Source organism: Enterococcus avium (assembly GCF_002891025.1).
Lineage (GTDB): Bacteria > Bacillota > Bacilli > Lactobacillales > Enterococcaceae > Enterococcus_A > Enterococcus_A avium.
On sequence record NZ_NBSL01000002.1, the window covers coordinates 2,937,156 to 2,960,492 of the forward strand.

A 23,337-nucleotide genomic window follows, 5' to 3' on the forward strand; every position below is an offset into this window, starting at 1 on the left:
GATGGAACTGTAAATAATAGCAACAGTTCTTTTTAGGAGATTGTTGAATAAAAAAACTGCCGCAAAAAATTGCGGCAGTTTCGTGTTTTTAGATAAACAATGCTTTATATAATGCGATTGCTACGATTGAAGCAATGATTGGGGCAAGTACTGGTACCCATGAGTAGCTCCATTGTGAATCGCCTTTGTGTTTCAATGGTAAGATGGCGTGCATGATACGAGGACCTAAATCACGAGCTGGGTTTAAACCTGGGCCAGTTGGTCCGCCGAAGGATGCGACTAATGTCCAAACTAAGAAACCTAATGCTAAGTGTGCTGTTCCTAAATTGTTTTGGAAGAATGGCGCTTTGGTAATTCCTAGTGCGCCGAAGAATAAAATGAATGATCCGAAGAATTCATTCACGAATCCGTTAAATTTAGAACCAACACTATTGATCGTTGAGAAGGTACCTAACACATGTAGTTTGTCTTCTGTTTGATCGTAATAAGGCTTGTAGCTGGCTACTACGACTAATTGTCCGACCATCGCACCAAGAATTTGGACAACGATGTAAGGAAGAACCTCCGCCCAAGGGAACATGCCGCTAACAGCTAAACCAATCGTAAACGCTGGGTTGATGTGATTGCCGCTGATACCGCCAAAAATCATTGCAGGAATCATAACCCCGCAGCCATAACCTACTGCAATCAACATCCAGTCACTTCCGTAACCTTTTGTCCCTCTTAAATCAACATTGGCAACTGCACCGTTTCCTAGCATTACTAGCAAAGCAGTTCCCAAGAACTCAGCTGCTAACCGAGTAGTCAGTGAATAATCCATAAAGACCTCCTATAAAATAATTGAAATGAAAATGTAAATGAAAATTTCATTTTATATCTTAATCCCATTCTTTGTAATTAGCAAATGTTAACCTCAGAAAAACGAGAAATTTCTATAGGAAATGACAACAAACGTTATGGAAGCAAAGAACAGCTGCTTTTTAGCTCCAAAAATTGTTTTTCATAAAAAAATCTCGTTCAATTGAACGAGATTGTGTCAGTTGATTAAAACTAGATGACGAAAGTTTGGGTTGTTTTCGATCAGCTTATGAGCTCCGTAGAAATTTTTATCTGAAAAGCCGTTTAGCTGTGCAGTCAAAATGGATGTTAGTTGATTTTTTTCCCATAAATAGACCAAAAGCTCCATGATCTTGCGGGAATACTCGATGCCTTCATCGGTAGTAAAAGAAGCCTCCAAAAAATCTTCGCAATAGAAGTTGAGATAGTCTGGATCAAAATTTTTCTTTTTCTTATTAATGAAGTGCAAGAGCAGCACCTTGGCCGTATCCTTGAATTCCGACAGATGATCGAAGTTTTTTTCCTTTTCAGTATCTAAATTGATCACATAATCAACCGGTGTCATTTCCGCGTTTGTCAATTCTTTTGATAGCTGAGTGGATTGAGAGACGACGACATCCGCCCCCATGTTTTTGATCCAGATCTCTGAATTGTTTTTATCAATTGTTGCGGCGACCTTCAAGCCAGCCCACTTCGCTAATTGGATAATGGTCGCGCCTAGCCCGTCAGAGGTATTTAGGATCAATAGGTTTCCCTGATTTTTTCTCGGCTTAGGTGTCAATTGCAGTTGGCTGAACAACACTTCAAAAGCCAAGAAAAAGCTATAGGAAAAAGCGGCGGCTTCATCGGTAGGAAAAGAGTCTGGCAGTTTGACGATGGAACGGACATCAGCGATTTGAAAGTTACTATAGCTGCCGTATTTTCCGACCTTATTTACATAGAGAACACGGTCACCAACATTTAAGTATTGATTGCTGCTGCCTAGTCGGGTGATAATGCCGACACCGCCAAAGCCTAAAATATAAGGTTTCTTCGCTCCTTTAATCGTTTGTCGAATCTGGGTATCTAAGGTACTTATCGAGATAGCGGAAATTTTTATCATCACATCATTTTCTCGTAGTTTCGGAAGCATGATCTTGTATTGTTCAAATTTTTTGTCTTCTTTTAAACGAAATTTTTTCTCGAAGCCAATTGCGTCTGAAATCATTCGTTTTACCCTCCTCAGAAATAAATTTCTGAATCTCCAATAATAAAATGGCTACTTATAATATACTTGATTTCACAAAGAGAAGGAAATATTTTCTTTAAAATAGCAAAAGAATCAGCGAGTTTTATCAAAATTTTGAAACGATGTTTGTTCGAAGGGAAAATCACTACAAATTTTTTATCAACATGGGTAGTTGATAACTTGTGACTCAGCGATAAGATAGGTAGAATTACGATAGTAGGAATAAGGGGGAGTAACATGTTCACTGAAAAGAGTTTTGAAGTTTTTGATATCGACGGCTTGGATGAACGAATGGCAGCGATTCGCCAGGAAGTTCAACCAACTTTTCAACAGTTAGATGAAGTTTTTCAACAGGAGTTAGAGCCGCTGCTAGACGAAAAGCTATTTATCCACATTGCCCAGCATCGCCGCAGGACGACCTATCCGCCTGAAAATACTTGGTCAGCATTGAGTCGACAAAAGCGTGGATACAAAATGGAGCCGCATTTTCAGCTGGGAATTTGGCCGGAATATGTTTTTATGTGGCTGTCCTGTATTGATCAGCCGAAGGAAGAAAAAGCGATTGCGCAAATTTTACTAGACCATCCAGAAATTTTTGAAAACTTATCCCCAGATTTTGTTCTATCCGGTGATCACACAAAGCCGAAAATAGAAGAGTTATCGCCAAAACGCATAGAAAAGCTGTTGATAAGGTTTCGTGATGTGAAAAAAGGCGAATTTCAAATTGGTCGAATCATCAAAAGGGAAGATCCGATTTGGAAAAATCCGCAAGCCGCTCAAGCATTTATGGTAGAAACCTATAAACAATTGGTACCAATTTATCAATTAGCGAAGCAAGCAAGTTTTGCACAGGTGGAAAACTAAAGCATATTTTCAGTCAAAAAGGGTATGAAAATAAAATTCTTGTGTTGGGGATAACTAGTTCGACAGCGATTTTTTCGCTGTTTTTTTTATCCGTTCAGGAAAAATGGAGGGAGGTGAGGTAATTGGTCAATCTGAAGCATTTTCTTAGAGTATTAAATTTTTTACTTTTTTGAGGATCAAGTTATTTTCAACGAATAATTTAAAATAGTTATTGAAAGCGTTTTATGGTAATGTCCATTTCAATGGACATAAGAAAAAATGTACGTGAATAAAAAAAGGCTATATTAATGACAAGGAGGTTGACAAAATGCAGCTAAGCAAACGTGAAACACAATTGATCGAACTGTTTATCAAACATGGGATGACACTCACCGCTCAAGAGTTAGCTGAATTTGCCAATGTTTCCACGAAAACCATTTACCGTACGATTAAAAAAATCAATGAAGCCTCCGATGTCGGAGAGCTCATTTCAGCGGAAGTCGGAAAAGGATTTCGTTTAGATTATGACAATTATTTAAAAGAAAGTGTCCGAAAACGAGGCAATGATACTGTGCAAGGTCCATCAGAAAGAAGGAATACAATTCTGTTGGCTTTGTTATTCAAATCCCCCAAAAAAGTGTTAATCAATGATTTGTTTGACGAATATTATGTCAGCAATACCGTGATTACGAATGATTTGGTACGGATGAATGAGTTTTTGCTGAAGTACCAGCTGTCACTGATTCGCAAAGGACAACGTGTCTCTATCGAAGGGACAGAAAAGCACATTCGCAAAGCGGTGAATCATTTGATCAGCGCGAATCGTGTCTGGGAGGAAGACTTTTCCACACAACAGGAAAAGATCAGTTCCTATGACATCAACTTTATTACTTCGTTATTAGAGTACATTGAAAGAAAATTGCAAAACGGGATTGCTTATCCCTATAACAGCAATATCTTTTCTCATATTTACATTTTAATCAAACGTGTACGGGAAGGAGAAATTCACGCAGATACCTGTGCGGAGCTGTTAGATCCTGATGAAGAAGCACTGATCACGCAATATGATCAACTGTACCAGCTTTCCAAGATGGTGATTACAAAGCTGAATCATTATCTGAATATTGTACTGCCGGAAAGCGAGACGTTTTATTTATTCCAATACCTGATTTCTTCGCGAATGGAAAAGGAACCAATCAAGCTGAATCGAAAATCAAAGGAAGCATTGGCGATCACTGATTTTTTTGCCACCGAAATGAGTCGCTTGATGGGGATGAAGGTCGATCATCAGCCGAATCGCCAAGATCTTTATGAGCACATTGACCCATTATTGTATCGTTTGAAAAACGAGATCATCGTTAAAAATGATTTATTAGGAGATATCAAGCTGGAGTATCCAGAGGTTTTTCAACAAGTCCAACAGGTCAGCCAAGCGGCCGAAGAAAAGTTTCAATTAAATGAGATTTCTGAAGATGAGATCGGATTTTTGACTTTGTATTTTGTGAAGTATAAAGAAATGATCCATTCGAAAAAACGTGTGCTGATCATGTGCAGCAGCGGGGTAGGGACTTCAGAGCTATTGAAGGTAAAGGTTCGCAAAGCATTTCCCGAGTTAGAAATTGTCGATGTCTTATCGGCACGCAAATTTTCCAAGGCACCAGAAAAGTATCAAAACATTGATCTGATTTTAACCACTGTCAATTTAACCATCGACATGATGATCCCGACGATTTTGGTGAATTCAGTATTTACAAAACAAGACGAAAAACGAGTGAAAGAGATGTTAGGAGAGATATGAGATGACAGCAGAGCAAATGATGGACGATTTCAGTATCGCGGATGTGATTACCGAAGATTTAATCCAATTAGAAATGAAAGCGACAACAAAAGAAGAAGCAATTCATGAATTGACACGATTGCTAATGGCAAATGGGGACATTGCTGACGAGGACGACTTTATGGCAGATGTTTTCGAACGCGAAGCAGAAGGCATGACGGGGATCGGAAATAGTATTGCGATTCCTCATGGAAAATCGGATAGCGTAATCAAGACCTCGTTAGTTGTCGGCAAAGCCGCCACGCCGATCCCATGGGAATCCTTGGATGAGGAACCTGTTCGCGTAATTATTTTATTCGCCGTGAAGAATACCGATGCCAACACTATGCATATCAAGTTATTGCAGAAGGTTGCGATGCTCTTAGCCGATGAAGACTTCATCGAAAATATGGTCAATGCTCAGACCAAAGCGGAAATGATGGAATTGTTATCAAAGGACCCAATGGAAGAAGATTAAAAAAGAAAATGGAGGAATAGATGATGAAAATTGTTGGAGTCGCAGCGTGTACGTCAGGCATCGCCCATACGTACATTGCCAAACAGAAATTAGAAAAAGCCGCCAAAGCCTTAGGTCACACCGTTCACATCGAAACACAAGGAACCATCGGAACAGAAGACGAGTTAACCATGGAAGAAATCAAAGCCGCTGATGTCGTGATTATCGCCGCAGACATCAAGATCGGCGGAAAAGACCGTTTTGAAGGAAAAAAGGTGGTGGAAATCCCGACCAGCATGGTAATCAAAGCACCAAAGGGTTTGATTAATAAGATCGAAGAGGAAATTGTAAAGTCGTAGGAAATTATTTCTTTAACTTTAATATGAAAAAGGATGCCAGTTCCACTCTTCACAGTTCAATCAGTGAAGAAAACACAGTATAGAATTAGTCCACTGCAAAAGAATAGAAATCCTAGTGGAATGGTATACGGCTTGAAAATCGAACTAATTTTTCCTTGGAAAAATTAATTCTTTAATATGAAAAAGGAGATGAACTAAATGTTTAAGCAGCTTCAATTGAAAAAGCATGCCCTGACGGCAATCTCGTACATGTTACCGGTTGTTGTTACGGCAGGGTTGTTGATCGCGATTGGAAATTTGACAGGTGGCGGAGTGATTGAGGATTATAAGGCGGCCTATTCGGTTCCAGATGCGTTAGTCTCATTGGGTGTTTTGGGGATGGGATTATTGGCACCGGTTATCGCGGGGGCCATCGCGTATTCAATTGCTGACCGTCCGGGTATTGGACCTGGTTTGTTTATGGGATTGATCGCGAATGCCATCGGTGCTGGTTTCTTAGGCGGGATGCTCGGTGGTTACTTGGTTGGTTTCTTTGTACTATTCTTAGTGAAAAATCTGAAGGTTCCAAAATGGGCACAAGGTTTGATGCCGATGATGATCGTACCGCTCTTATCTACATTGATCATTGGCTTATTGATGTTCTTTGTCATCGGATTGCCGATTGTTTGGGCAACAGAAGCGTTGACCGAATTCTTAGAAGGGCTACAAGGTTCGGGTAAATTCTTATTTGGCTCAATTGTTGGCGGAATGGCTGCCTTTGATTTCGGTGGTCCAGTTAATAAAGTAGCTTCACTATTTGCCGATGGCTTGCTACTGGAGGGTGTGCAAGGGCCAGAAGCCGTGAAAGTATTGGCTTCTATGGTACCGCCGTTTGGTGTCACGATCTCTTGGGTATTATCTAAAATTGTTCGCAAACGCAAATATTCCAAAGAAGAGGAAGACAATATCAAAATTGCTTTCCCAATGGGACTTTGCATGATTACAGAAGGTGTTATTCCAATCGCAGCAGTTGATCCATTGCGGGTGATCTTCTCTTGTACAGTTGGCGCGGCAATTGGCGGCGGCTTGAGTATGTCGTGGGGCGTTGGTTCGCCGGTTCCGTCAGGCGGAGTGTTCATTATCCCAGCGATGACTGATCCATTGAAGTTTACGTTAGCGTTATTGATTGGTTCAGCGATTACCGGAATTTTGTTGTTCGTTCTGAAGAAAGAGCCAGTAGAAAATGAAATCAAGGACGATGAAGAAGAGGAAGAAGTAGATTTTTCTTCCATCAAGATTTCGTAGTAAGGGTGTCAGTTCCACTTTTCGCAGTTAGATTCGTTGAAAAAACTTAAATCAAAAGCAACACAGAATCACAGGTAATGAACCCAGTGGAATGATATACGGCTTGAAAATCGAACTAATTTTTCAGAGAAAAATTAATTCTTTAGTATGAAAAAGGAGTTTTGTCACATGTATGTTTCGATGAAAGAAATGTTGCAAAAAGCCAATCGTGAGAACTATGCCGTGATGGCGATCAATTGTTTCAACTTGGAAACGGCCAAAGCGGTAATCGAAGCGGCAGAGGAAATGCGTTCACCGATTATTGTCGATTTATTGCAGGATCATTTAAAAGAGCATTTGGATATTCGCTATTTGACCCAACCGATTATTCGAATGGCAAATAATGCCAAAGTCGAAGTGGCGATCAATCTGGATCATGGACAGGATGTCGCGTTCGTGAAACAGTGTCTGCATGAAGGCTTTTCCAGCGTCATGATGGATGCTTCGATGTATTCGTTAGAAGAAAATATTCGGATCACTAAAGCCATGGTAGAGCTGGCGCAGGTCTACAATGCCAGCGTAGAAGCTGAAGTTGGCGATATGGGGGCGGTGGCTGGTGATCATTTTACCAATGATGAGATGTACACCGATCCCGACGATGCGATTCGTTTTATTAATGAGACGGGTGTTGATTGTTTAGCACTGTCTTATGGTTCCAGTCACGGAGATTATCCAGAAGGGTATGTGCCGGATTTCCGGTTTGATATTGTCGAAAAAATCAAAGCAGCGACAAATTTACCGTTAGTATTACATGGCGGATCAGGCGCAGGTGAGAAAAATATCCTGCGTTCGATCGAATTAGGGATCAATAAGATCAATGTGGGTTCGGATTTTATGAAGGCGCAAAAAGCCGAAGTCCAAAAGCAATTAGCAGAAAATCCTGAGGTGGATTATCCGACGCTTGTTCATCAAACGATGGCAGCTGGAAAAGAAGTTGTGAAACGGTATATCGAACTTTCGGGTTCAAAAAATAAATCTTAAAATGAGAATGGAGACAAAGTCAAATGTTAATCAATATGAAGCAAATGCTAGAAGTCGCAAAGGAAAATAAATTCGCCGTAGGAGCCTTTAACGTCGCAGACAGTAATTTCTTACGCGTAGTCATTGAAGCAGCAGAAGAAAATGATGCGCCAGCGATCATCGCGGTTCATCCAACTGAGTTAGATTTTACCAAAGATGAATTTTTCCAATACGCGGTATCTCGTGCAAAAAATAGTTCGGTGCCATTCGTTATCCACATGGATCATGGGGATAACTTAGCCAGCATCATGCGCGCTGTCCACTGTGGATTCAGTTCAGTCATGATTGATGGGTCATTATTGCCATTTGAAGAAAATATTGCCATCACGAAGGAAGTCGTTGATGTTTGTCATAAGATTGGTGTTTCCGTCGAAGGGGAATTAGGTACGATCGGGAATACGGGAACATCGGTTGAAGGCGGCGTGTCGGAAGTTATTTACACGAAACCAGAGGATGCCGAAGAATTTATCGAAAAAACCGGGATCGATACATTGGCAGTGGCAATTGGTACGGCTCACGGAATTTATCCAAAAGACATCAAACCTGAATTGAAGATGGATGTACTAGAAGACATCAAGAGCAGAGTCGATATTCCATTGGTGCTTCATGGCGGATCAGCTAATCCAGATGAAGAAATCGCCAAAGCGGTTCAAATCGGGATTCAAAAGGTCAATATTTCATCTGACTACAAATATGCTTTCTACAAAAAATGTCGTGAGATTCTTTCGACTACTGAATTATGGGACCCAAATGCGATCTATCCAGAATGTATTGATGCAGCTAAAGCCGTTGTCAAACAAAAAATGGAGCTGTTCAATTCGATCGGGCAAGCTGCGATTTATCGTAAGGAAAACGTGTTGCCTTGGAGACAGGACTTGAATTAAAAAATTAAAAATAGGTTCTAGGCTCAAAATTTGAGCTTAGAGCCTATTTTTATTCTAACAATTAAACATTGTTTTGTTTCTTTTCTAACTTTTGTTGAGAACACATTATGCGGCATCAATAACATAGGCGTTTCCAACTTCAAAGATTTAACGATACACCAATTTTGTGAAGGGCAACCTTCTACCAAGCAAGACCCCTAGATATCCAGCTGCGACTGCTTTGATTGCGCCTGGCAGAATAAAAGGAATCATTCCGGCAGAAAAAGCCGTATCCCATGGTAAACCTCCGCTAAATTTCAGCCAAAGGGAACCGAAGAATAGAGTAATAAAAGCCCCGACTAAATTAGCGGCGATTGACCAAAAATAATTGAAGGTTAATTTTTCTAAAATCAGACCAGTAACATAGGCTTGAAAAATAAATCCAACTAAAAAACCCCCGGTCGGTCCGAAATAATGGGCAATTCCCGCTGAACCGCCAGCTAAAACAGGTAAACCGATCATCCCCATCAATAGATAGATCGCTACGGCAATAGTACCGGTTTTCTTGCCTAAAATAGTTACCACGAACCCCACTGCAAAGGTTTGTAAAGTTAATGGAATAGGCCCAAAAGGAATGGTGAATTGGGCTAAAATACTTATTACTGCTGCAAATAATCCGGCTAAAACAATTTCTCGACTACTTAATTTCATACACTCACTCTTTCGTTAACTAAACATTTTATTTTGGTTAACGAAAGTATAATAGATGGTTAACAAGATGTAAAGGAAAATTTTTAGTACTTAGTAGAACAAAGTAGTTGACAAAACAGCTACTTAGTTTTACATTATAGCTGTACTTAATATTACAAAGTACTGAATGATGAGTAAGGAGTGAGTAGAATGCAGGAAGCAATTAATGTTGTTGATTTGGAAAAATCTTTTTCTGATCACAAGGTGTTAGATAAAATTAGTTTTCATGTGCCGACAGGAAGCATTTTTGCTTTATTGGGAACGAATGGTTCTGGAAAAACAACAACAGTCAAAATGATGACCACTTTGCTGAAGCCAGATAATGGCTATATTACGATCGATGGAATGAATGTGTTGGAGCAGTCGTTAAAGGTTCAAAAGGAATTTAGTTTGACCGGACAATTCGCTGCGGTAGATGAGGTATTAACGGGACGGGAAAATTTAGTTTTGATCGCAAAGCTTCGTCATATGAAAAATTATACGGAAAAGGTTGATGAGCTGTTAACGGAATTCGATCTGCAAGAAGCGGCGGATCGACCGACGCAAACGTACTCTGGCGGAATGCGGCGTAAATTGGATTTGGCGATGAGCTTGATCGATCCGCCCAGAATTCTTTTCTTGGATGAACCAACGACTGGATTAGATCCGCAGGCGCGGGCTGCTCTATGGCAAATGATCCGTTCGTTGAAAAAAGCGGGGGTGACGATCTTTCTAACTACGCAGTATTTGGAGGAAGCTGAGCAATTGGCAGATACTGTGGCAATTTTGAATCGCGGGAAAATCGCATTGCAGGGAAGCATTGCAGAGGTGAAAAAGCAGTTGCCAAAAGAAACCTTGGAATTGACCTTTGCGGATGAGGAAACACTGGAAGCTGCCGAACAGCTTGTCGGCGGAAAAATGAACAAGGAATTGTTAGCGTTGAATGTTGTGACGGATAATCAAGTTGAACGAATCACGACGATTTTGAATCAATTGCAAGCAGCGAAGATTGAGATTTTAACCTTTACTCAAAAACAATCTTCATTGGATGATGTCTTCTTTATGATTGTCGAAAACCGAGGGGAGAGAGAAAAATGAACGTATTCGCAGATACGATGGTATTGACCGGACGAATGATGAAGCATATGACCCGCAGTGTGGATACAATCATGACCGTGGTACTGATGCCGATCATGCTAATGCTGGCATTCATTTATATTTTCGGCGGGGCGATGACGATCCCGCAAGAGACCTATAAAGGCTTTATCGTGCCGGCAATTTTATTGTTTACTGTTGCCAGCGGCGTTGGTTATACCGCTTTTCGTTTAAACACGGATGTCCAAAATGGTATTTTTGAACGGTTCCATTCCATGCCGATCGCGAAGTCCGCGATTTTGAATAGTCACGTGATGACCAGTGTCATTTTCAATTTTATCTCAGCGCTACTTGTTCTGATCAGCAGTATTTTAATTGGATTTCGCCCAAAGGCAGATGTATTTGATTGGGCTGTGGGGCTGCTGCTTTTGCTGGTTGCGACTTACGCACTATCTTGGATTGCCGTCCTCTTTGGATTGATCGCTAGGAATAATGAAACAGCAATCGCCTTTTCTTACTTGCTGATTGGTCTATTATTCATCAGCTCAGGCTTTGTGCCAACAGAAACATTGCCTAAAGTTTTGCGAGGTTTTGCAGATTATCAGCCAATGACCCCGATCATTAATTCTTTACGTTCAATTTTGACCGACGGAAAAATTCCCGCAGATATCTGGGTGGCATTCGTATGGAGTATTGGCGCAATCGTGATTTTCCAAGTATTATCTATATATGTCTATCGGAAAAAATTACGTTAGTGCAGCAGCTGGGAAGGATGATAACAGTGAACGGGATTACAGAGATGCTAAAGGGCGTGCTTGAAGGAATGATCTTAGAAATTATCAATCAACACGAGACCTATGGCTATGAAATTACGAATAACCTACAAAAATATGGCTTTGAAGATATTGTTGAGGGAACGGTTTATACAGTTTTGTTAAGACTAGAAAAGAAAAAATTAGTGACTGTTACAAAGAAAAAATCTTCACTTGGTCCGATGCGAAAGTTTTATTCATTGAATGAAGCAGGGGAAAAGGAATTGGCGTTGTTTTGGCAGCGTTGGGAATTTATTTCTGGACAGATCGATAAGCTAAAGGAGAGTCAGAACAATGAGTGATAAAAATGTATTTAGCTACTTCAAAAGAGTTTATACGGACAAAGCAGAATATAGGGAGCAGATGGCGGGACTAAAAAAATTACCTCGTGAATATCAGGTAGTCTACAAAGAAATCCAAAATTTCTTATGGGAATTTACAGCAGGGGACGGCATGGATATGCTAACGCCAATGTATGAATTGTTGGCCTTCTTTGAAGAAGGTGCCAGCAATCATGTTCCAGTATTGGAATTAGTTGGCGAAGACGTGGGGGAATTCGCAGAGAATATGCTTCATGAGATTCAAGCGAAAACGCGAATCAATGAGTTAAAACGCAAAATGAATGAACGGGTCGCTAAAGAGATCAATAAGGGAAAATAAATTCAAGCATCGTTGGGAGGGATTCTGATGATGCTTTTTGTTATGAAAGAAGTCCTTGGTGTCAACGAGTCCTTGCTAATGCATTCGACAATTCTTCATCCATTATAAAAACAAATGTTCTTCGGTCTAAAGTCCTATTTAGATTTTGTACTTTCGTTGGAAGTAGCGATCAGAACTTTCCTCTAAAATTTAAAGAGTAAGCAACAAGTGTAAGAATTTTGGAATGGAAGGAATGGAGCAAAAAAATGAAAAAAATAATTATTGGTATCGGAGTGTTAGTGGCAGCGGGGGCTGGTTTTTTCCTCTATCAAAATACCCAAGCAAACGCAAAGGATGATACTGCAGTGGAACTGTACCAAGTTAGCAAGCAAACACCGCTGCATTTAAAAGGGCAGGTTCAATCAACGAAAAAACAAACGGTTCTAGTTGATTCAGAAAAAGGCCCGATTCAAACCATTCACGTAAACGAAGGCGATCATGTGACGAAAGATCAGATTTTGGTGACTTATCGTTGGGGTGAATTGATTCGAGCAGCGAACGATTCAGTGGTAACGGCCTTAAACGAAGATGCAAAAAATGATCCGCAGCAAGCCTTGATGGTCTTAAAGAGCGAAGAATCTGCCATTAAGGGAACAGTCACCGAGTATGATCGTTCTAAGATTACCTTGAACGAACCGATTGAGATCAAATATGCGAATAACGAAAAAACGGTCAAAGGCAAATTCACTTCATTAGCAGATATGAACAACGAACCAACGAAAGAGGACACAAACAGTTTGGTGACCTATAACTTTACGGCGGTTCCTGACGAAACGATACCTGTTGGCTATTCTGTTGAATTATTAATCCCACGCAATGAGATCCATTTACCCCTTAAGAGCGTGGTGAAAAAGGACGGCGAACAGGTGGTCTACAAAGTCGCTAAAGGAAAAGCTGAAAAACATACCATCTCTGCTGAAAAAGGCAATGGCTATTATATTTTACGTGAAGGCCTGAATGAGAACGATAAAATAGTCAAAGATGCAAAAGACGTCAAGGATGGGATGGATGTGACCGTTGAATGATCGTGATGGAAAATATCAACAAATTATACACGGCGGATCAGGAGCAGATTCATGTCTTAAAGAATATTAGTCTGACCATCGAAGAGCACGAATTTGTCGCAGTAATGGGGCCATCTGGTTCAGGAAAATCAACGCTGATCAATACGATTAGCTTTTTAGATGGTGATTTCGAAGGAAGCTATCGTTTTGAAGGAGAAGATGCGTATCGCTTCAACGATGAGAAGCTCTCAGCTTTGCGGAATAAATCGGTTGGTTTTGTTTTTCAAGCATTCCAGCTGATCGATAACAATACGGTTATGGAAAATGTGGCGTTGCCGCTGCTTTATGGCGGAATGAAGCAAAAGCAAACCAAACCGCTGGTCATGGAGGCTTTGCGAAAAGTCGGGATTGCGGATAAATACAATAAATTACCGAAGCAGCTTTCTGGAGGTCAGCAGCAGCGAGTGGCGATTGCTCGGGCTATCGTTGGCAATCCTAAATTTATCGTGGCGGATGAACCGACAGGTGCGCTAGACAGTCATACCTCTGAAGAAATCATGCAATTATTTAAACGCTTAAATGAAGAGGAAAAAGTCACGATCCTAATGGTAACCCATGATCCAGAGGCGGCAGCGTATTGTCAACGGATTATTACGGTAAAAGATGGCGAGATCTTGGAAGAAGGTGTTGCTCATGCGGTTTAGTGAAGTATGGAAAACGTCTTTCAAGGCCATTGGAAAAAATAAACGGCGAAGTTTTTTGACCATGATTGGTTTGATTATTGGAGTTTCTGCGGTAATCACGGTCTTTTCGATTGGTCGCGCCTTTGAAAATTATGCGTCAGAATTTATTGGATTGGATCAATTTGATGGCAGTGTTGGTTATACTTATACACCGAAAAATGGGGATTTCTATGAGAATGGGTTAGATGCGTTTACCGAAGAGGATATCAGTAAGATTGAGAGTATCCCTGGGGTGCAATCAGTGAGCTATTATGACAATTCTCGCAATGGCATCAAGTACGCAGACCAAACCTTTGATGATGTGGGAAATGATGGTCGTTGGAATTGTTTCAAATTATTGAAAAATGAAGGGAGCGAGGTCCTATATGGTCGTCCTCTTCAAGCCAGTGATTATTATAATGAAAATCCCGTTGTGGTGATCGATCAGACTGCTGCAAAAGCAATCAAAAAAGAGGAGCCAGAAGCACTAATCGGTCAAAGTATCAAGATCGGCGGGCATTTATTTGAAGTTGTTGGAATCATGAAGGACCGCAATGGCGGCTCCATTGTCTCCACCTCTGAAGATTACGTTGTTGCAGAGGTGCCAGAAAATGTCTATGAGCATTATTTTAACACTGAAGATCGCAGTATGATCCAAATGAAAATAAAGCAAACTGCCAATGTAAAAAATGTTTCGAAGGAAGCAGAAGAGACTTTGAAAAAATATGGCACATGGAAAGAACTGGGAAGCTATAAGTCAGAGGATTTGGCTGGACAAGTGGATCAATTGCGCATGCTGCTGACCAGTATTACCTTACTGATCTCGGTGATTGGCGGCATCTCGCTCTTTATTTCAGGAATCGGTGTCATGAACATGATCTATATTTCTGTCTCCGAGCGTACCAAAGAAATCGGTGTACGGCGAGCGATGGGTGGTACGAAAGGCAACATTATGATGCAATTCTTACTGGAAGGTATCTCGTTGACCTTGGTCGGCGGAACGATCGGTTATCTCATCGCGATGCTTTTAGGTTTTGCCATCAGTATGTTCACTCCGTTGTCGGTACGGCCGGATCTATTCACGGTGACGCTGGCATTTGGCTTGTCGGTAGTGATCGGGATTGTCTTTAGCTGGCTGCCGGCGAAGAGTGCAGCGAAGAAGGATATTGTGTCGTTATTGCGTTAATGGATAAAAATTGCCCGTAAACAGTAGTCTACGGGCGATTTTTTTGTCCGTTTTACAAATACATATGCATCGGATACGTCATGTAATTTGGTCCAGCAACTTTTTCTGCTGTTACAAAACCAGCAGGAGCTTTGATCACAGATGGAATCCGATTCACCATCGTCGCACAGGTGTGAGCGACAGTGTCTGGTTTATCTAACGAGAAGACCATATCTGGTTCGCCAGTGATTTCCCAATCGCACATATCGCCGTCTGTTTCACGATAAACTTTTCCGATACACTCGACCTCCAGCTCAATACCTTGATGAGTCTGGATCGTGGTTACTGCCGACATCCCAATCGCGTCCCCAGCTTTGATGGTTGCTCCAAGAGTCTCGGAATAAACATCTTCATCCAAGGTGAATGGCACACTCTTTTGGGAAATACTTTGAATCGTCCAGTTCATCTTTGAACAAATCGCTTCACCAGCATTCCACATGTAAGATGGCAGGCTTTCTGCTTGAGCAATTTCTTTATCGAAACGTTCCAGATCATAGCCGGCTCCATGTGCTTCGGCTAGAGCTAATCCATAATCTTCCACATTATAACTCACCGCACCCTTGAGCTTCTTGATATCGTTCATTCCGGCCATCATCAAGCTAGGCATATTGATCCAATAAATGTCCTGCATACCGGCACCTATGATTGTCACGCCATTGTCTTTTGCTAATCTATCCAGCTTGTTGGTTTCAGCTGGGGAGGTATTCCACGGATAGATTGCTTCTTCACAAGTCGTAATCACATTGACCTTATTCTTCAAACACATCTCATAAAATTCGTACATTTCCGGCATATAACTAAAGATCGTTACTAAGGCAATATCTGCATCACAATTGTCAAAAACTTCCTGCGCATTGTCTGAAATCTTGATACCCGTCGTATAACCTAACTCGGCAAATTCACCAATATCTTTTCCTACAACCTCTGGGTTTGTATCAATTGCCCCAACAATTTCAGCCCCATGCTTGTACAGATAATTAATGATTACCTTTGCCATCTTGCCGCACCCGTACTGAACTACCTTAATCTTTTGTAAACCCATTGAAATGCCTCCTTATTCATTTTTAAGAATTAATTTTTCAAAGAAAAATTAGTTCTATTTTCATGCCGTATACCATTCCACTAGTTTCTTAGGCGCCAAATCCAACGTTTTTGTACATTTTTTTATTTTTCACGATAAAAACTGCGAAAAGTGGAACTGGCTCCTTCATCTATATTGTGTTGTATTTCACAATAATAGTATAATCTCTATAGTAACTATAGAGTCAAGGGAGAGTTTAGAAAATGTTTTCAAAAATGAAGATCGGCCATTTTGCACAATACAACAATATTTCTGTTCAAACCTTGCGCTACTATGAGCAAATTGATTTGCTGCATCCAGCCTATATTGATGCAGAAAGTAATTATCGCTATTATCATATCAATCAGTCGGCGGCCGTTGATAATATCCAATTTTTGAAGCAGTTCAATTTTTCATTGGAGGAGATCAAGCATATTATGAATGATACGGCCGGGTTGGCGGAACTGAGTCAGACGGTTGAAAAGAAGAAAGCAGAGCTGCTGGAACTGCGTGCTGCCCTTGATCAGCAATTAGAAGACATCGATTCCTTTCAGGCAGGCGCGCTGATTTTTCAAGAAAAGCAAGGGCAAACAGAAATAGAGGTAGAACATTTTCCGCCGCGACCGATTTTGACGTACACGATCGATAAAAACATTTATGAAATGACAGAGGTGGAGTATGAGTTCTATTTAAGAGAGTTTAAAAATCATATAGGTCAATTAAACATGCCGATTGGCCGCTTTAATCGAGTAGGAACGATCATGCCGCGACCAGATTTTTTAGCAGAAAATTTTGTATCCAAGGAGCTGTTCATTTTTACACCTAGTCATTTTAAACAGCTGAAAACACTAAGAGGCGGGCTATATGCTACTTTTTATTGTCATTCCTTTAAGGAAGAACTGCCTGCATTGAGTAAATTCAGAGCGGCGCTTCAGCAGCAAAATTATCAAATCGTCGGTCATTATGTGTGTGAAGTCGTCTATGAAAAAAATAAAACGGATGCCATGAATCGAACCATGTTTATCCGGATGCAGATTCCAGTAAAAAAGCGATCAGAGAATTTCTGGCAGATTTCTAGCAGTAAGTAGAATGAGAAGCTTTTTTCGTTATTTATTAAGGACTTCGTAGCAAGTCAGTTCTGTATTTCCACTTAAAAAAACGTAATGTATTCATTTTTATTAGAAAAAATCATTATTTAAAATACCAAAATTTTTCGAAAGAAATAGCATTTTTTAAGGTTTAGGTATATTTTTGATATATAACGTTTAACCGGTGAAATGTAAGCGTATTTTTTGGTACTGGATAAATTACGTACAAATATTAGGGAGTGGAAGATCATGCAAACACAACGATTAGGAAGTAGACAGCTGTTCAATATGCTTAGAAACAACCTTGAAAAGAGAATCATCAAGTTTTATAACGAGACGCGTGACGCCTCTGCGGTAGTGGAATATGCAGTGGCCGTTCTTGTGCGTCATTGCATCAGTTCCGATGATTTTTCTTTTATCTGTCGAGAGTTAATCAGAGAATTATTTCTAACCGCAACGCCTAATCATACGTTGCGGCGTTTTAGTGTGTTTTTTGAGAACTACTTTACTCCCAATGAGTGGAAAACAGTTATCGCGCGCTTGTATCGTCATAAGAAGGAGTATCGCTCAGTTACCGAGGAAGCTCGTTTATATAAGGAATATTTGAAGGAAAAAGACACGACCAGAACCGACGAATTGGCCAATCATCAATTTGTTATCCGCTCTGTTTTCAAAGGAGCCAATGGACGAAAACATACCTGGACATTAAAAAATGGACATCCGACAAAGACGCGGGAAGAGCTTGCGGGGGCGGTGAAAATTCTAACGCTGTTGTCGATTTTTGAGACAAGCGGTGTACGAAAATTCACAGAGTTTGTCGATATTTACCGTGACGCCTGGATAGCTGATTTTCCTTGTGAAGAAGACCAGAAAGAACCTGTTGAGAAAAATAAAACTGAAAAGAAGGCTTCACATAAAGAAGATAAAAAACAAAAGAAAGTGACTCCAATTGAAAATCACAAGGAGACTAAAAAGGTACCAGTGAAAGAATTAAGTGATGTGGAATTGGTAAAAGAAAGTGTTTCGAATAAAAGGGCACCGAAGAATGAAAGACCAAAACAGTCTGCCCTTGACACTCTGACGAAGAAGGCAAAGACGCTGGAGCAATCACAACCTGCTAATAAGTCCAATCGGTCAGGTGTGGGAAACGTAATGAGTGATAAGATTGATATTGGTAAAATCGAAGAACAAATCAAAGCGGAACAATCGAATATGGGGTTTAGAAAAAGAGTTGCACAATTTTTAGGCAGGGGAAGTTAACCACAAAGGCGCCGAGTTAAACCATAATTTTACCTGCAATCCAATGATTGGTTGTAAAAGGATAAAGCGTTTTATATACTTTTACTAAGGGCAAAAATCGAGAATGTGGGGAGGGAGTATTTTGAATTTTCATCAGTGATCAGGTATAACACTTTGCCTTAGAGTCTCTAAGAATGTGAATGTAAAAATCTCCTCCCTAACGAACCTTCGTTTACCATTAGTGTAATCCATTCACTAAAAGAAGTCGTTTGGGAACATATGGGGGTATGTTTCCTTTTGTCAGTTTGTCAGTTTTGCTTTTTGCAGTTTAGTTAGTTTAAGGACTACGTCTAAATTTATAGCGGATTTATGGTCGAACTGTTTAGCAAAATGATACGCGAAGCGAAAATCGAATTCATTTTTCTGCCTTTTAGAAAAATGAATCCATTAAATAGAGCTAGCTGTCAGTTTTGCTTTTCGTAGTTTAGCTAGTTTAAGGACTACGTCTAAATTTATAGCGGATTTATGGTCGAACTGTTTAGCAAAATAACTTTATCAGACAAAAGGATGGAGATTCCTGGGCTTCGGCAGGAATGTCGGAGCAACAAAACGACAATGAATGGAGAAAAAGATGAAAAAACAATGATTGGGCTGTTGGCGTTAGTTTCTTTAGGATTAACAGGTTGCGGCGGCGGTGACGAGAAAGCGGACACTTCTAAATCAGCCGAAAAAGAAACAACGGCTTTTACTGGTGAGTATATTGTGGATGCAGAGTACGTTAAAAAAAATCTGGATGACCTCATTTTAATTGACGCGCGGGGTGAAGAAGAGGCCAATAAAGGTACGATCAAAGGAGCGAATGTAATTGGTTGGCAAAATTTAGCTTCAGTCGAAGAAGGGGCCTCCGGCGATGAGAAATGGGGCTTGGTGCTTGAACCCGCAGAATTAGGCAAGCGATTAGGTGAAAAAGGGATCGCGAAGGACAAGGAAGTGGTCCTGTTTGCTGGTGCGCAAAAAGGCTGGGGCGATGATGGACGGATCGCTTGGGAATTATTAGCGGCCGGCTATCAAGATGTCAAGATGGTCGACGGTGGCTTTACGGCTTTGAAAAAATCGGGGCTTAAAACAGCGTATGAGAGTACGGAGCTAGATCCAGTTGATGTGACGATTGATTCGATTGATCAAAAGCATATGATTAGGACGGATGAATTGAAAAAGGATTATGCTGATTACAAAGTTGTCGACGTTCGTGAGGACAAAGAATACAAAGGTGAAATCTTGTACGGCGAAGCTAAAGGTGGCCATTTGCCTGACGCGATTCATCTTCGATTTACGGAGCTATTCCAGAAAAACGGCAAGCTAAAGAGTAAAGAAGAGTTAACGAAGTTGTTTGAAGATGCTGGTTTAGCTAAAAAGGATCAGATCGTCACTTATTGTACGGCTGGAATTCGTTCAGCTTACATGGAGCTAGTCATGGAGATGTGCGGCTTCAAACAAGTAAAAAATTATGATGGCTCATATTATCGATGGGCAAAAGTTGAGGAAGTAGAAAAATAATGTCTAAAATGAACAAGCGAACTTTCGCTCGAATCTTATTGATTCTTGTGATAGTGCTGGCGGTCGTCGGCTTTTACTTTATTCCGGGGATTCGTTCGAAGGTTACACAAGTGTTGATGCTCTTTCGTTCCATGAGTGTAGAGAGTATCGTGGGCTATTTACGGTCTTTTGGAGTTTGGGCAGTCGTGATCTCATTTCTGCTGATGATGTTCCAATCAATCATCGCGCCATTGCCGGCCTTTTTAATTACGTTTGCGAATGCTGCGGTTTTTGGCTGGTGGCAGGGCGCTTTGCTTTCATGGACGAGTGCGATGGCGGGAGCATTGGTTTGTTTTTATATCGCACGAATTGCGGGGCGAGATATTGTTGAACGGTTGAACAAGAACTTTTCTCTGGAGAAGTTAGACGCGTATTTTGATCGTTATGGGAAACACACCATTTTGATCTGTCGTCTGCTGCCATTTATCTCTTTTGATTTTATCAGCTATGCGGCAGGATTAACGGCGATTAAGCCGATTCCCTTCCTAATCGCAACAGGGATCGGGCAGCTTCCGGCAACGGTGGTTTACTCATATGTCGGCAGCAATTTGACCGGCAGCACGAAGACTATTTTGTTTGGTCTGTTAAGCATGTTCGCATTATTTATCGCGATCTATGTCTTTAAGCAGATGTATCAAAGCAGACAGGCGAGAACGAATAAATAAAAAAACGTCAGCTAAAACATTTAGCTGACGTTTTTTCTATGCTTCGACTTCTTTGTTTTCTTCGATGTAATGTTCATAAAGCCGGTCTAAAAATTGAATCTCTGTCACATTCTGGTAGGGCATCACGTAAAAATTCGTAAGCTGGAAGATTGCTGTGAGATTCCAGAAGAAAAAGGAAAAGCGCAGGATCAAAAATTCCAGCTTATAGCCATGCATGATTTGACGGCTTAATAAAATCGCATCCGCAGCACTTAAGTTGTCCTCTTTTTCCAATAAATAGTTCGTCATAGCATAGGATGCACTCTTTACAATACCTGGGATGACGAACAGCATCGACCAAAGGAAGGTATAGATGGCGATTAAAATATTCGCCTTCAATACACGATTTTTTTGCGCCTTGATAAAGTACGCGAAGATTTGTAATCCATCTGCTCGGTTGCCTCTTAAGGTGTGGATCGCGCACCATTGCAAGACAGCGGTCGATAAAGCGGCGATCAAAAAGATCAGAATAAAGGCCGCCACCATGATTAGAAACCAAGCAACTAGCGAAAGCCGCGATGTATACGGTTGGATGTAGTTATAATTATAGCCGTAACCATAGCTGTCGTAGTAGTCATAGGGGCTAAGTATTCTTAGCACGCCGTTGGTAAAAAAACGAAAGTAGGCAATTTGAAAAATAAAGCCGGCGATAAAATTCGCACCGACCAGCAAAATGATTGTTTTACACCATTCACCATATCTGCCGGACAGTTTTTCCTGTGCCTGTTTTTTGATGTCAGCACGAGTAATGTGTAATCCATCTGCTTTTTCCAGCTCAAGCTTTAGCGGCTCTTCGATTTTTGGTTGATAAAAGGGCACGTTGTTTTCGGGATCTTTTTGAGGACCAACTGCTGGTCTTGTTTGTTCTAAGTTATATCCGCAGGCCGGACAAAAATTTGCTTCTGAGCGTACCTCAGTACCGCAATTAGGACAGTATTTCATTTTTTCACTCTTTTCCTTTTCATTCGATGTTATCTAACAATTATCATTGATAAGGAGGCTCTCGTCAACATAACCTTTAAAAATAGCTTTTTTGATTAGCTCAAGGTGTTTTGCATGTAATCAATTTTTTGATAAGGACACGAAATTAAATAATTTAAAGCAGAATACTATAAGAAATAAGAAGTAACTGTGGGTCTTACAGATGATATGTTAGGGACATAAAGAGATGTTGTCGGATAATTAAAGCCATACTCGGTATCAATTTAGCGCTATGCAAATCGTGGTGAAAGGCGTTTAAATCTTGTGGGTTCATTTTTGTCATATCTGATTTTTATCGTATCACCAACTTGTTAACCTAAAGGAACAGTTATACTTTTCTTTGAAACATACTTGAATCCATCAACAACGTAAGAAACAATGGCAAATTTTACATTTCCCAGTACTACTTTTTCAGGTGCAACGGTAACGATCTCTTCGATTGTCGCGAGTGTTTCAATAGTTTCTGATTTTTTCATTTTATTTCCTCCGTTATAAGTTAGATTACTGCTAATTATATATAGCTATTTAGGTTAACGATTTTTGAATGACTTTTGTACAATTACAAAATATCCAACAGGAAAACAAAGCTTAGCGCATTTCGATCTTTTTTGTCTTCAAATAAAATAGATAGTTACCAAAAAACGAAATTACTTTTTTCGAGATACAGCATAAACAGTTGAATTCCAGTTTTAGATTATTGAATCTATCATTGACATTAGAAAGCGGTTAACAGAAAATTGAAGCAACAAAGGATTTGTTTTTGGTTGTTGGTAAAAGTCGAATAGTTTATAGAGGGTGCCTAAGTGAAAAAGTTTCGTTTAAAAAAGTGGATGATTGTCGTGGTAATTTTGGCTATGGCAGTTATTCTAGTTACAGTAGTAAATCGATGGAAGAAAAACGATGCAGATACTGCGATGAATGATCCGCTGTCTGTTATTGGGAATTTCGTTATGATACCTGGACGATGGTTCGGGAGTATTGATTCCGTGTCTAGACTGGTAAATACGTATGAAGAAAATAAAAATCTAAAAGGCGAGATCGAGCAACACGATGATTTGAAACAGAACGTGAAAAATCAAGCACAAGAAATCGAACGTCTAAAGGTTGAAGAGGAATTAAACAAAACATTGACTGATTATGAGAAGGTCTCGGCAACGGTCATCACACGTTCTCCAGACACCTGGGAGGATGAGCTTATCGTTGATAGAGGAAGTGATGACGGCGTGACGGAAAACATGGCGGTTATGTCTCAAAAAGGGGTGATTGGCCGGGTGACGGAGGTTAGAGAACAGTCATCCAAAATTGAATTATTGACCTCTGATAATCAAAACAGTAACCATTTTCCAATAAAAATAGGTACAAATAATGGGGAGTCTTTTGGGATCTTAAATAAATATGAAGAAAAAAAACAGCAATTGATCGCCTCGCAGGTTACTAAAGAAAAAGAGATTAAAGAAGGGGACGTTGTTCGAACTTCCGGTTTGGGTGGAAATTCGCCAGCGGATCTTGTTATCGGCACTGTGGTTAAGGTTAAACCTAGCAGCAATGGCATCGATTTTGAAGTCTACGTTAAACCTTATGCACAAATGTATGATATTTCCTTCGTGACGATTATCAAAGGAATGGCAGAATAACGG

25 protein-coding genes are annotated in these 23,337 nt (G+C 40.4%); 19 read left to right on the top strand and 6 right to left on the bottom strand.

All coding sequences use genetic code 11. The features are described from left to right. Nucleotides 1-88 precede the first annotated feature (88 nt). Together AUF14_RS14695 and AUF14_RS14700 are read right to left on the bottom strand one after the other, a co-directional pair. Nucleotides 89-820, bottom strand: coding sequence for an MIP/aquaporin family protein (locus AUF14_RS14695; RefSeq protein WP_016181637.1), 732 nt, complete (start codon nucleotides 818-820; stop codon nucleotides 89-91). Between the two features lie 216 nt (nucleotides 821-1,036). Then, nucleotides 1,037-2,044 (bottom strand): alcohol dehydrogenase catalytic domain-containing protein, encoded by a 1,008-nt coding sequence (locus AUF14_RS14700; RefSeq protein WP_049220720.1) that lies wholly within the window; start codon nucleotides 2,042-2,044, stop codon nucleotides 1,037-1,039. Nucleotides 2,045-2,302: 258 nt separating this feature from the next. Between AUF14_RS14700 and AUF14_RS14705 the strand changes: the two genes are divergently transcribed. The 7 genes from AUF14_RS14705 to AUF14_RS14735 all read left to right on the top strand — a co-directional run bounded on the left by AUF14_RS14705 (nucleotide 2,303) and on the right by AUF14_RS14735 (nucleotide 8,767). Then, nucleotides 2,303-2,929 carry a DUF1054 domain-containing protein gene (locus AUF14_RS14705; RefSeq protein WP_049220722.1) on the top strand — a complete coding sequence of 209 codons (627 nt, stop codon included), beginning with the start codon at nucleotides 2,303-2,305 and terminating at the stop codon, nucleotides 2,927-2,929. A gap of 307 nt (nucleotides 2,930-3,236) precedes the next feature. Continuing rightward, complete coding sequence (locus AUF14_RS14710) at nucleotides 3,237-4,706, top strand: BglG family transcription antiterminator (protein ID WP_049220723.1); 1,470 nt, start codon at nucleotides 3,237-3,239, stop codon at nucleotides 4,704-4,706. A 1-nt stretch (nucleotide 4,707) separates the two neighbouring features. Next, on the top strand, nucleotides 4,708-5,202 hold the full coding sequence (locus tag AUF14_RS14715; protein ID WP_049220725.1) for a PTS sugar transporter subunit IIA: 495 nt from the start codon (nucleotides 4,708-4,710) through the stop codon (nucleotides 5,200-5,202). Between the two features lie 23 nt (nucleotides 5,203-5,225). Then, a complete protein-coding gene (locus tag AUF14_RS14720) occupies nucleotides 5,226-5,540 on the top strand; it encodes a PTS fructose transporter subunit IIB (protein ID WP_049220727.1) in 315 nt (104 codons plus the stop codon). 198 nt (nucleotides 5,541-5,738) lie between these two features. Next, a complete protein-coding gene (locus AUF14_RS14725; protein WP_016181631.1) occupies nucleotides 5,739-6,824 on the top strand; it encodes a PTS fructose transporter subunit IIC in 1,086 nt (361 codons plus the stop codon). A gap of 168 nt (nucleotides 6,825-6,992) precedes the next feature. Continuing rightward, nucleotides 6,993-7,844: a class II fructose-bisphosphate aldolase gene (locus AUF14_RS14730; RefSeq protein ID WP_016181630.1), complete on the top strand. Its 852-nt coding sequence runs from the start codon at nucleotides 6,993-6,995 to the stop codon at nucleotides 7,842-7,844. A 23-nt stretch (nucleotides 7,845-7,867) separates the two neighbouring features. Continuing rightward, nucleotides 7,868-8,767 carry a ketose-bisphosphate aldolase gene (locus AUF14_RS14735; protein ID WP_016181629.1) on the top strand — a complete coding sequence of 300 codons (900 nt, stop codon included), beginning with the start codon at nucleotides 7,868-7,870 and terminating at the stop codon, nucleotides 8,765-8,767. A gap of 147 nt (nucleotides 8,768-8,914) precedes the next feature. On the opposite strand, the gene AUF14_RS14740 is transcribed toward AUF14_RS14735, so the two are convergent. After that, the gene (locus tag AUF14_RS14740; RefSeq protein ID WP_102866107.1) at nucleotides 8,915-9,457 is read right to left on the bottom strand and encodes a biotin transporter BioY; all 543 of its coding nucleotides are present in this window, start codon (nucleotides 9,455-9,457) and stop codon (nucleotides 8,915-8,917) included. Between the two features lie 189 nt (nucleotides 9,458-9,646). Between AUF14_RS14740 and AUF14_RS14745 the strand changes: the two genes are divergently transcribed. The 7 genes from AUF14_RS14745 (at nucleotide 9,647) to AUF14_RS14775 (ending at nucleotide 14,993) form a co-directional block, all read left to right on the top strand. Then, nucleotides 9,647-10,573, top strand: a complete 927-nt coding sequence (locus AUF14_RS14745; RefSeq protein ID WP_049220246.1) for an ATP-binding cassette domain-containing protein — start codon at nucleotides 9,647-9,649, stop codon at nucleotides 10,571-10,573. Beyond that, nucleotides 10,570-11,325: an ABC transporter permease gene (locus AUF14_RS14750; protein WP_016181626.1), complete on the top strand. Its 756-nt coding sequence runs from the start codon at nucleotides 10,570-10,572 to the stop codon at nucleotides 11,323-11,325. The genes AUF14_RS14745 and AUF14_RS14750 overlap by 4 nt, the downstream gene beginning before the upstream one ends. 26 nt (nucleotides 11,326-11,351) lie before the next feature. Beyond that, entirely contained in the window at nucleotides 11,352-11,684 is a 333-nt protein-coding gene (locus AUF14_RS14755) for a PadR family transcriptional regulator (protein WP_082158473.1), read from the top strand. Then, a complete protein-coding gene (locus tag AUF14_RS14760) occupies nucleotides 11,677-12,042 on the top strand; it encodes a DUF1048 domain-containing protein (RefSeq protein WP_016181624.1) in 366 nt (121 codons plus the stop codon). The genes AUF14_RS14755 and AUF14_RS14760 overlap by 8 nt, the downstream gene beginning before the upstream one ends. Nucleotides 12,043-12,287: 245 nt before the next feature. Next, on the top strand, nucleotides 12,288-13,106 hold the full coding sequence (locus AUF14_RS14765; protein WP_049220244.1) for an efflux RND transporter periplasmic adaptor subunit: 819 nt from the start codon (nucleotides 12,288-12,290) through the stop codon (nucleotides 13,104-13,106). Beyond that, on the top strand, nucleotides 13,103-13,789 hold the full coding sequence (locus AUF14_RS14770; RefSeq protein ID WP_016181621.1) for an ABC transporter ATP-binding protein: 687 nt from the start codon (nucleotides 13,103-13,105) through the stop codon (nucleotides 13,787-13,789). The genes AUF14_RS14765 and AUF14_RS14770 overlap by 4 nt, the downstream gene beginning before the upstream one ends. After that, nucleotides 13,779-14,993: an ABC transporter permease gene (locus AUF14_RS14775; protein WP_049220242.1), complete on the top strand. Its 1,215-nt coding sequence runs from the start codon at nucleotides 13,779-13,781 to the stop codon at nucleotides 14,991-14,993. The genes AUF14_RS14770 and AUF14_RS14775 overlap by 11 nt, the downstream gene beginning before the upstream one ends. Before the next feature lie 52 nt (nucleotides 14,994-15,045). Here AUF14_RS14775 and AUF14_RS14780 read toward each other — a convergent pair whose 3' ends face one another. Further along, complete coding sequence (locus tag AUF14_RS14780) at nucleotides 15,046-16,074, bottom strand: NAD(P)H-dependent amine dehydrogenase family protein (RefSeq protein ID WP_049220240.1); 1,029 nt, start codon at nucleotides 16,072-16,074, stop codon at nucleotides 15,046-15,048. Between the two features lie 242 nt (nucleotides 16,075-16,316). Here AUF14_RS14780 and AUF14_RS14785 point away from each other — a divergent pair, with 242 nt between their 5' ends. The 4 genes from AUF14_RS14785 (at nucleotide 16,317) to AUF14_RS14800 (ending at nucleotide 20,680) form a co-directional block, all read left to right on the top strand. Further along, entirely contained in the window at nucleotides 16,317-17,180 is an 864-nt protein-coding gene (locus tag AUF14_RS14785; protein WP_049220239.1) for a MerR family transcriptional regulator, read from the top strand. A 249-nt stretch (nucleotides 17,181-17,429) separates the two neighbouring features. Further along, entirely contained in the window at nucleotides 17,430-18,440 is a 1,011-nt protein-coding gene (locus AUF14_RS14790; protein WP_049220237.1) for a hypothetical protein, read from the top strand. Nucleotides 18,441-19,034: 594 nt separating this feature from the next. After that, nucleotides 19,035-19,976: a sulfurtransferase gene (locus AUF14_RS14795; protein ID WP_102866108.1), complete on the top strand. Its 942-nt coding sequence runs from the start codon at nucleotides 19,035-19,037 to the stop codon at nucleotides 19,974-19,976. Next, nucleotides 19,976-20,680, top strand: a complete 705-nt coding sequence (locus AUF14_RS14800; RefSeq protein ID WP_049219875.1) for a TVP38/TMEM64 family protein — start codon at nucleotides 19,976-19,978, stop codon at nucleotides 20,678-20,680. Before AUF14_RS14795 ends, AUF14_RS14800 begins: the two co-directional genes overlap by 1 nt. A gap of 36 nt (nucleotides 20,681-20,716) precedes the next feature. Here the strand turns inward: AUF14_RS14800 and AUF14_RS14805 are convergent, their stop codons facing one another. After that, on the bottom strand, nucleotides 20,717-21,661 hold the full coding sequence (locus AUF14_RS14805) for a DUF975 family protein (RefSeq protein ID WP_049219874.1): 945 nt from the start codon (nucleotides 21,659-21,661) through the stop codon (nucleotides 20,717-20,719). 350 nt (nucleotides 21,662-22,011) lie between these two features. Next, nucleotides 22,012-22,176, bottom strand: a complete 165-nt coding sequence (locus AUF14_RS22565) for a hypothetical protein (protein ID WP_161799677.1) — start codon at nucleotides 22,174-22,176, stop codon at nucleotides 22,012-22,014. Between the two features lie 327 nt (nucleotides 22,177-22,503). Here AUF14_RS22565 and mreC point away from each other — a divergent pair, with 327 nt between their 5' ends. After that, the gene (mreC, locus tag AUF14_RS14810; RefSeq protein ID WP_049219873.1) at nucleotides 22,504-23,334 is read left to right on the top strand and encodes a rod shape-determining protein MreC; all 831 of its coding nucleotides are present in this window, start codon (nucleotides 22,504-22,506) and stop codon (nucleotides 23,332-23,334) included. The last annotated feature ends 3 nt before the right edge of the window (nucleotides 23,335-23,337 follow it).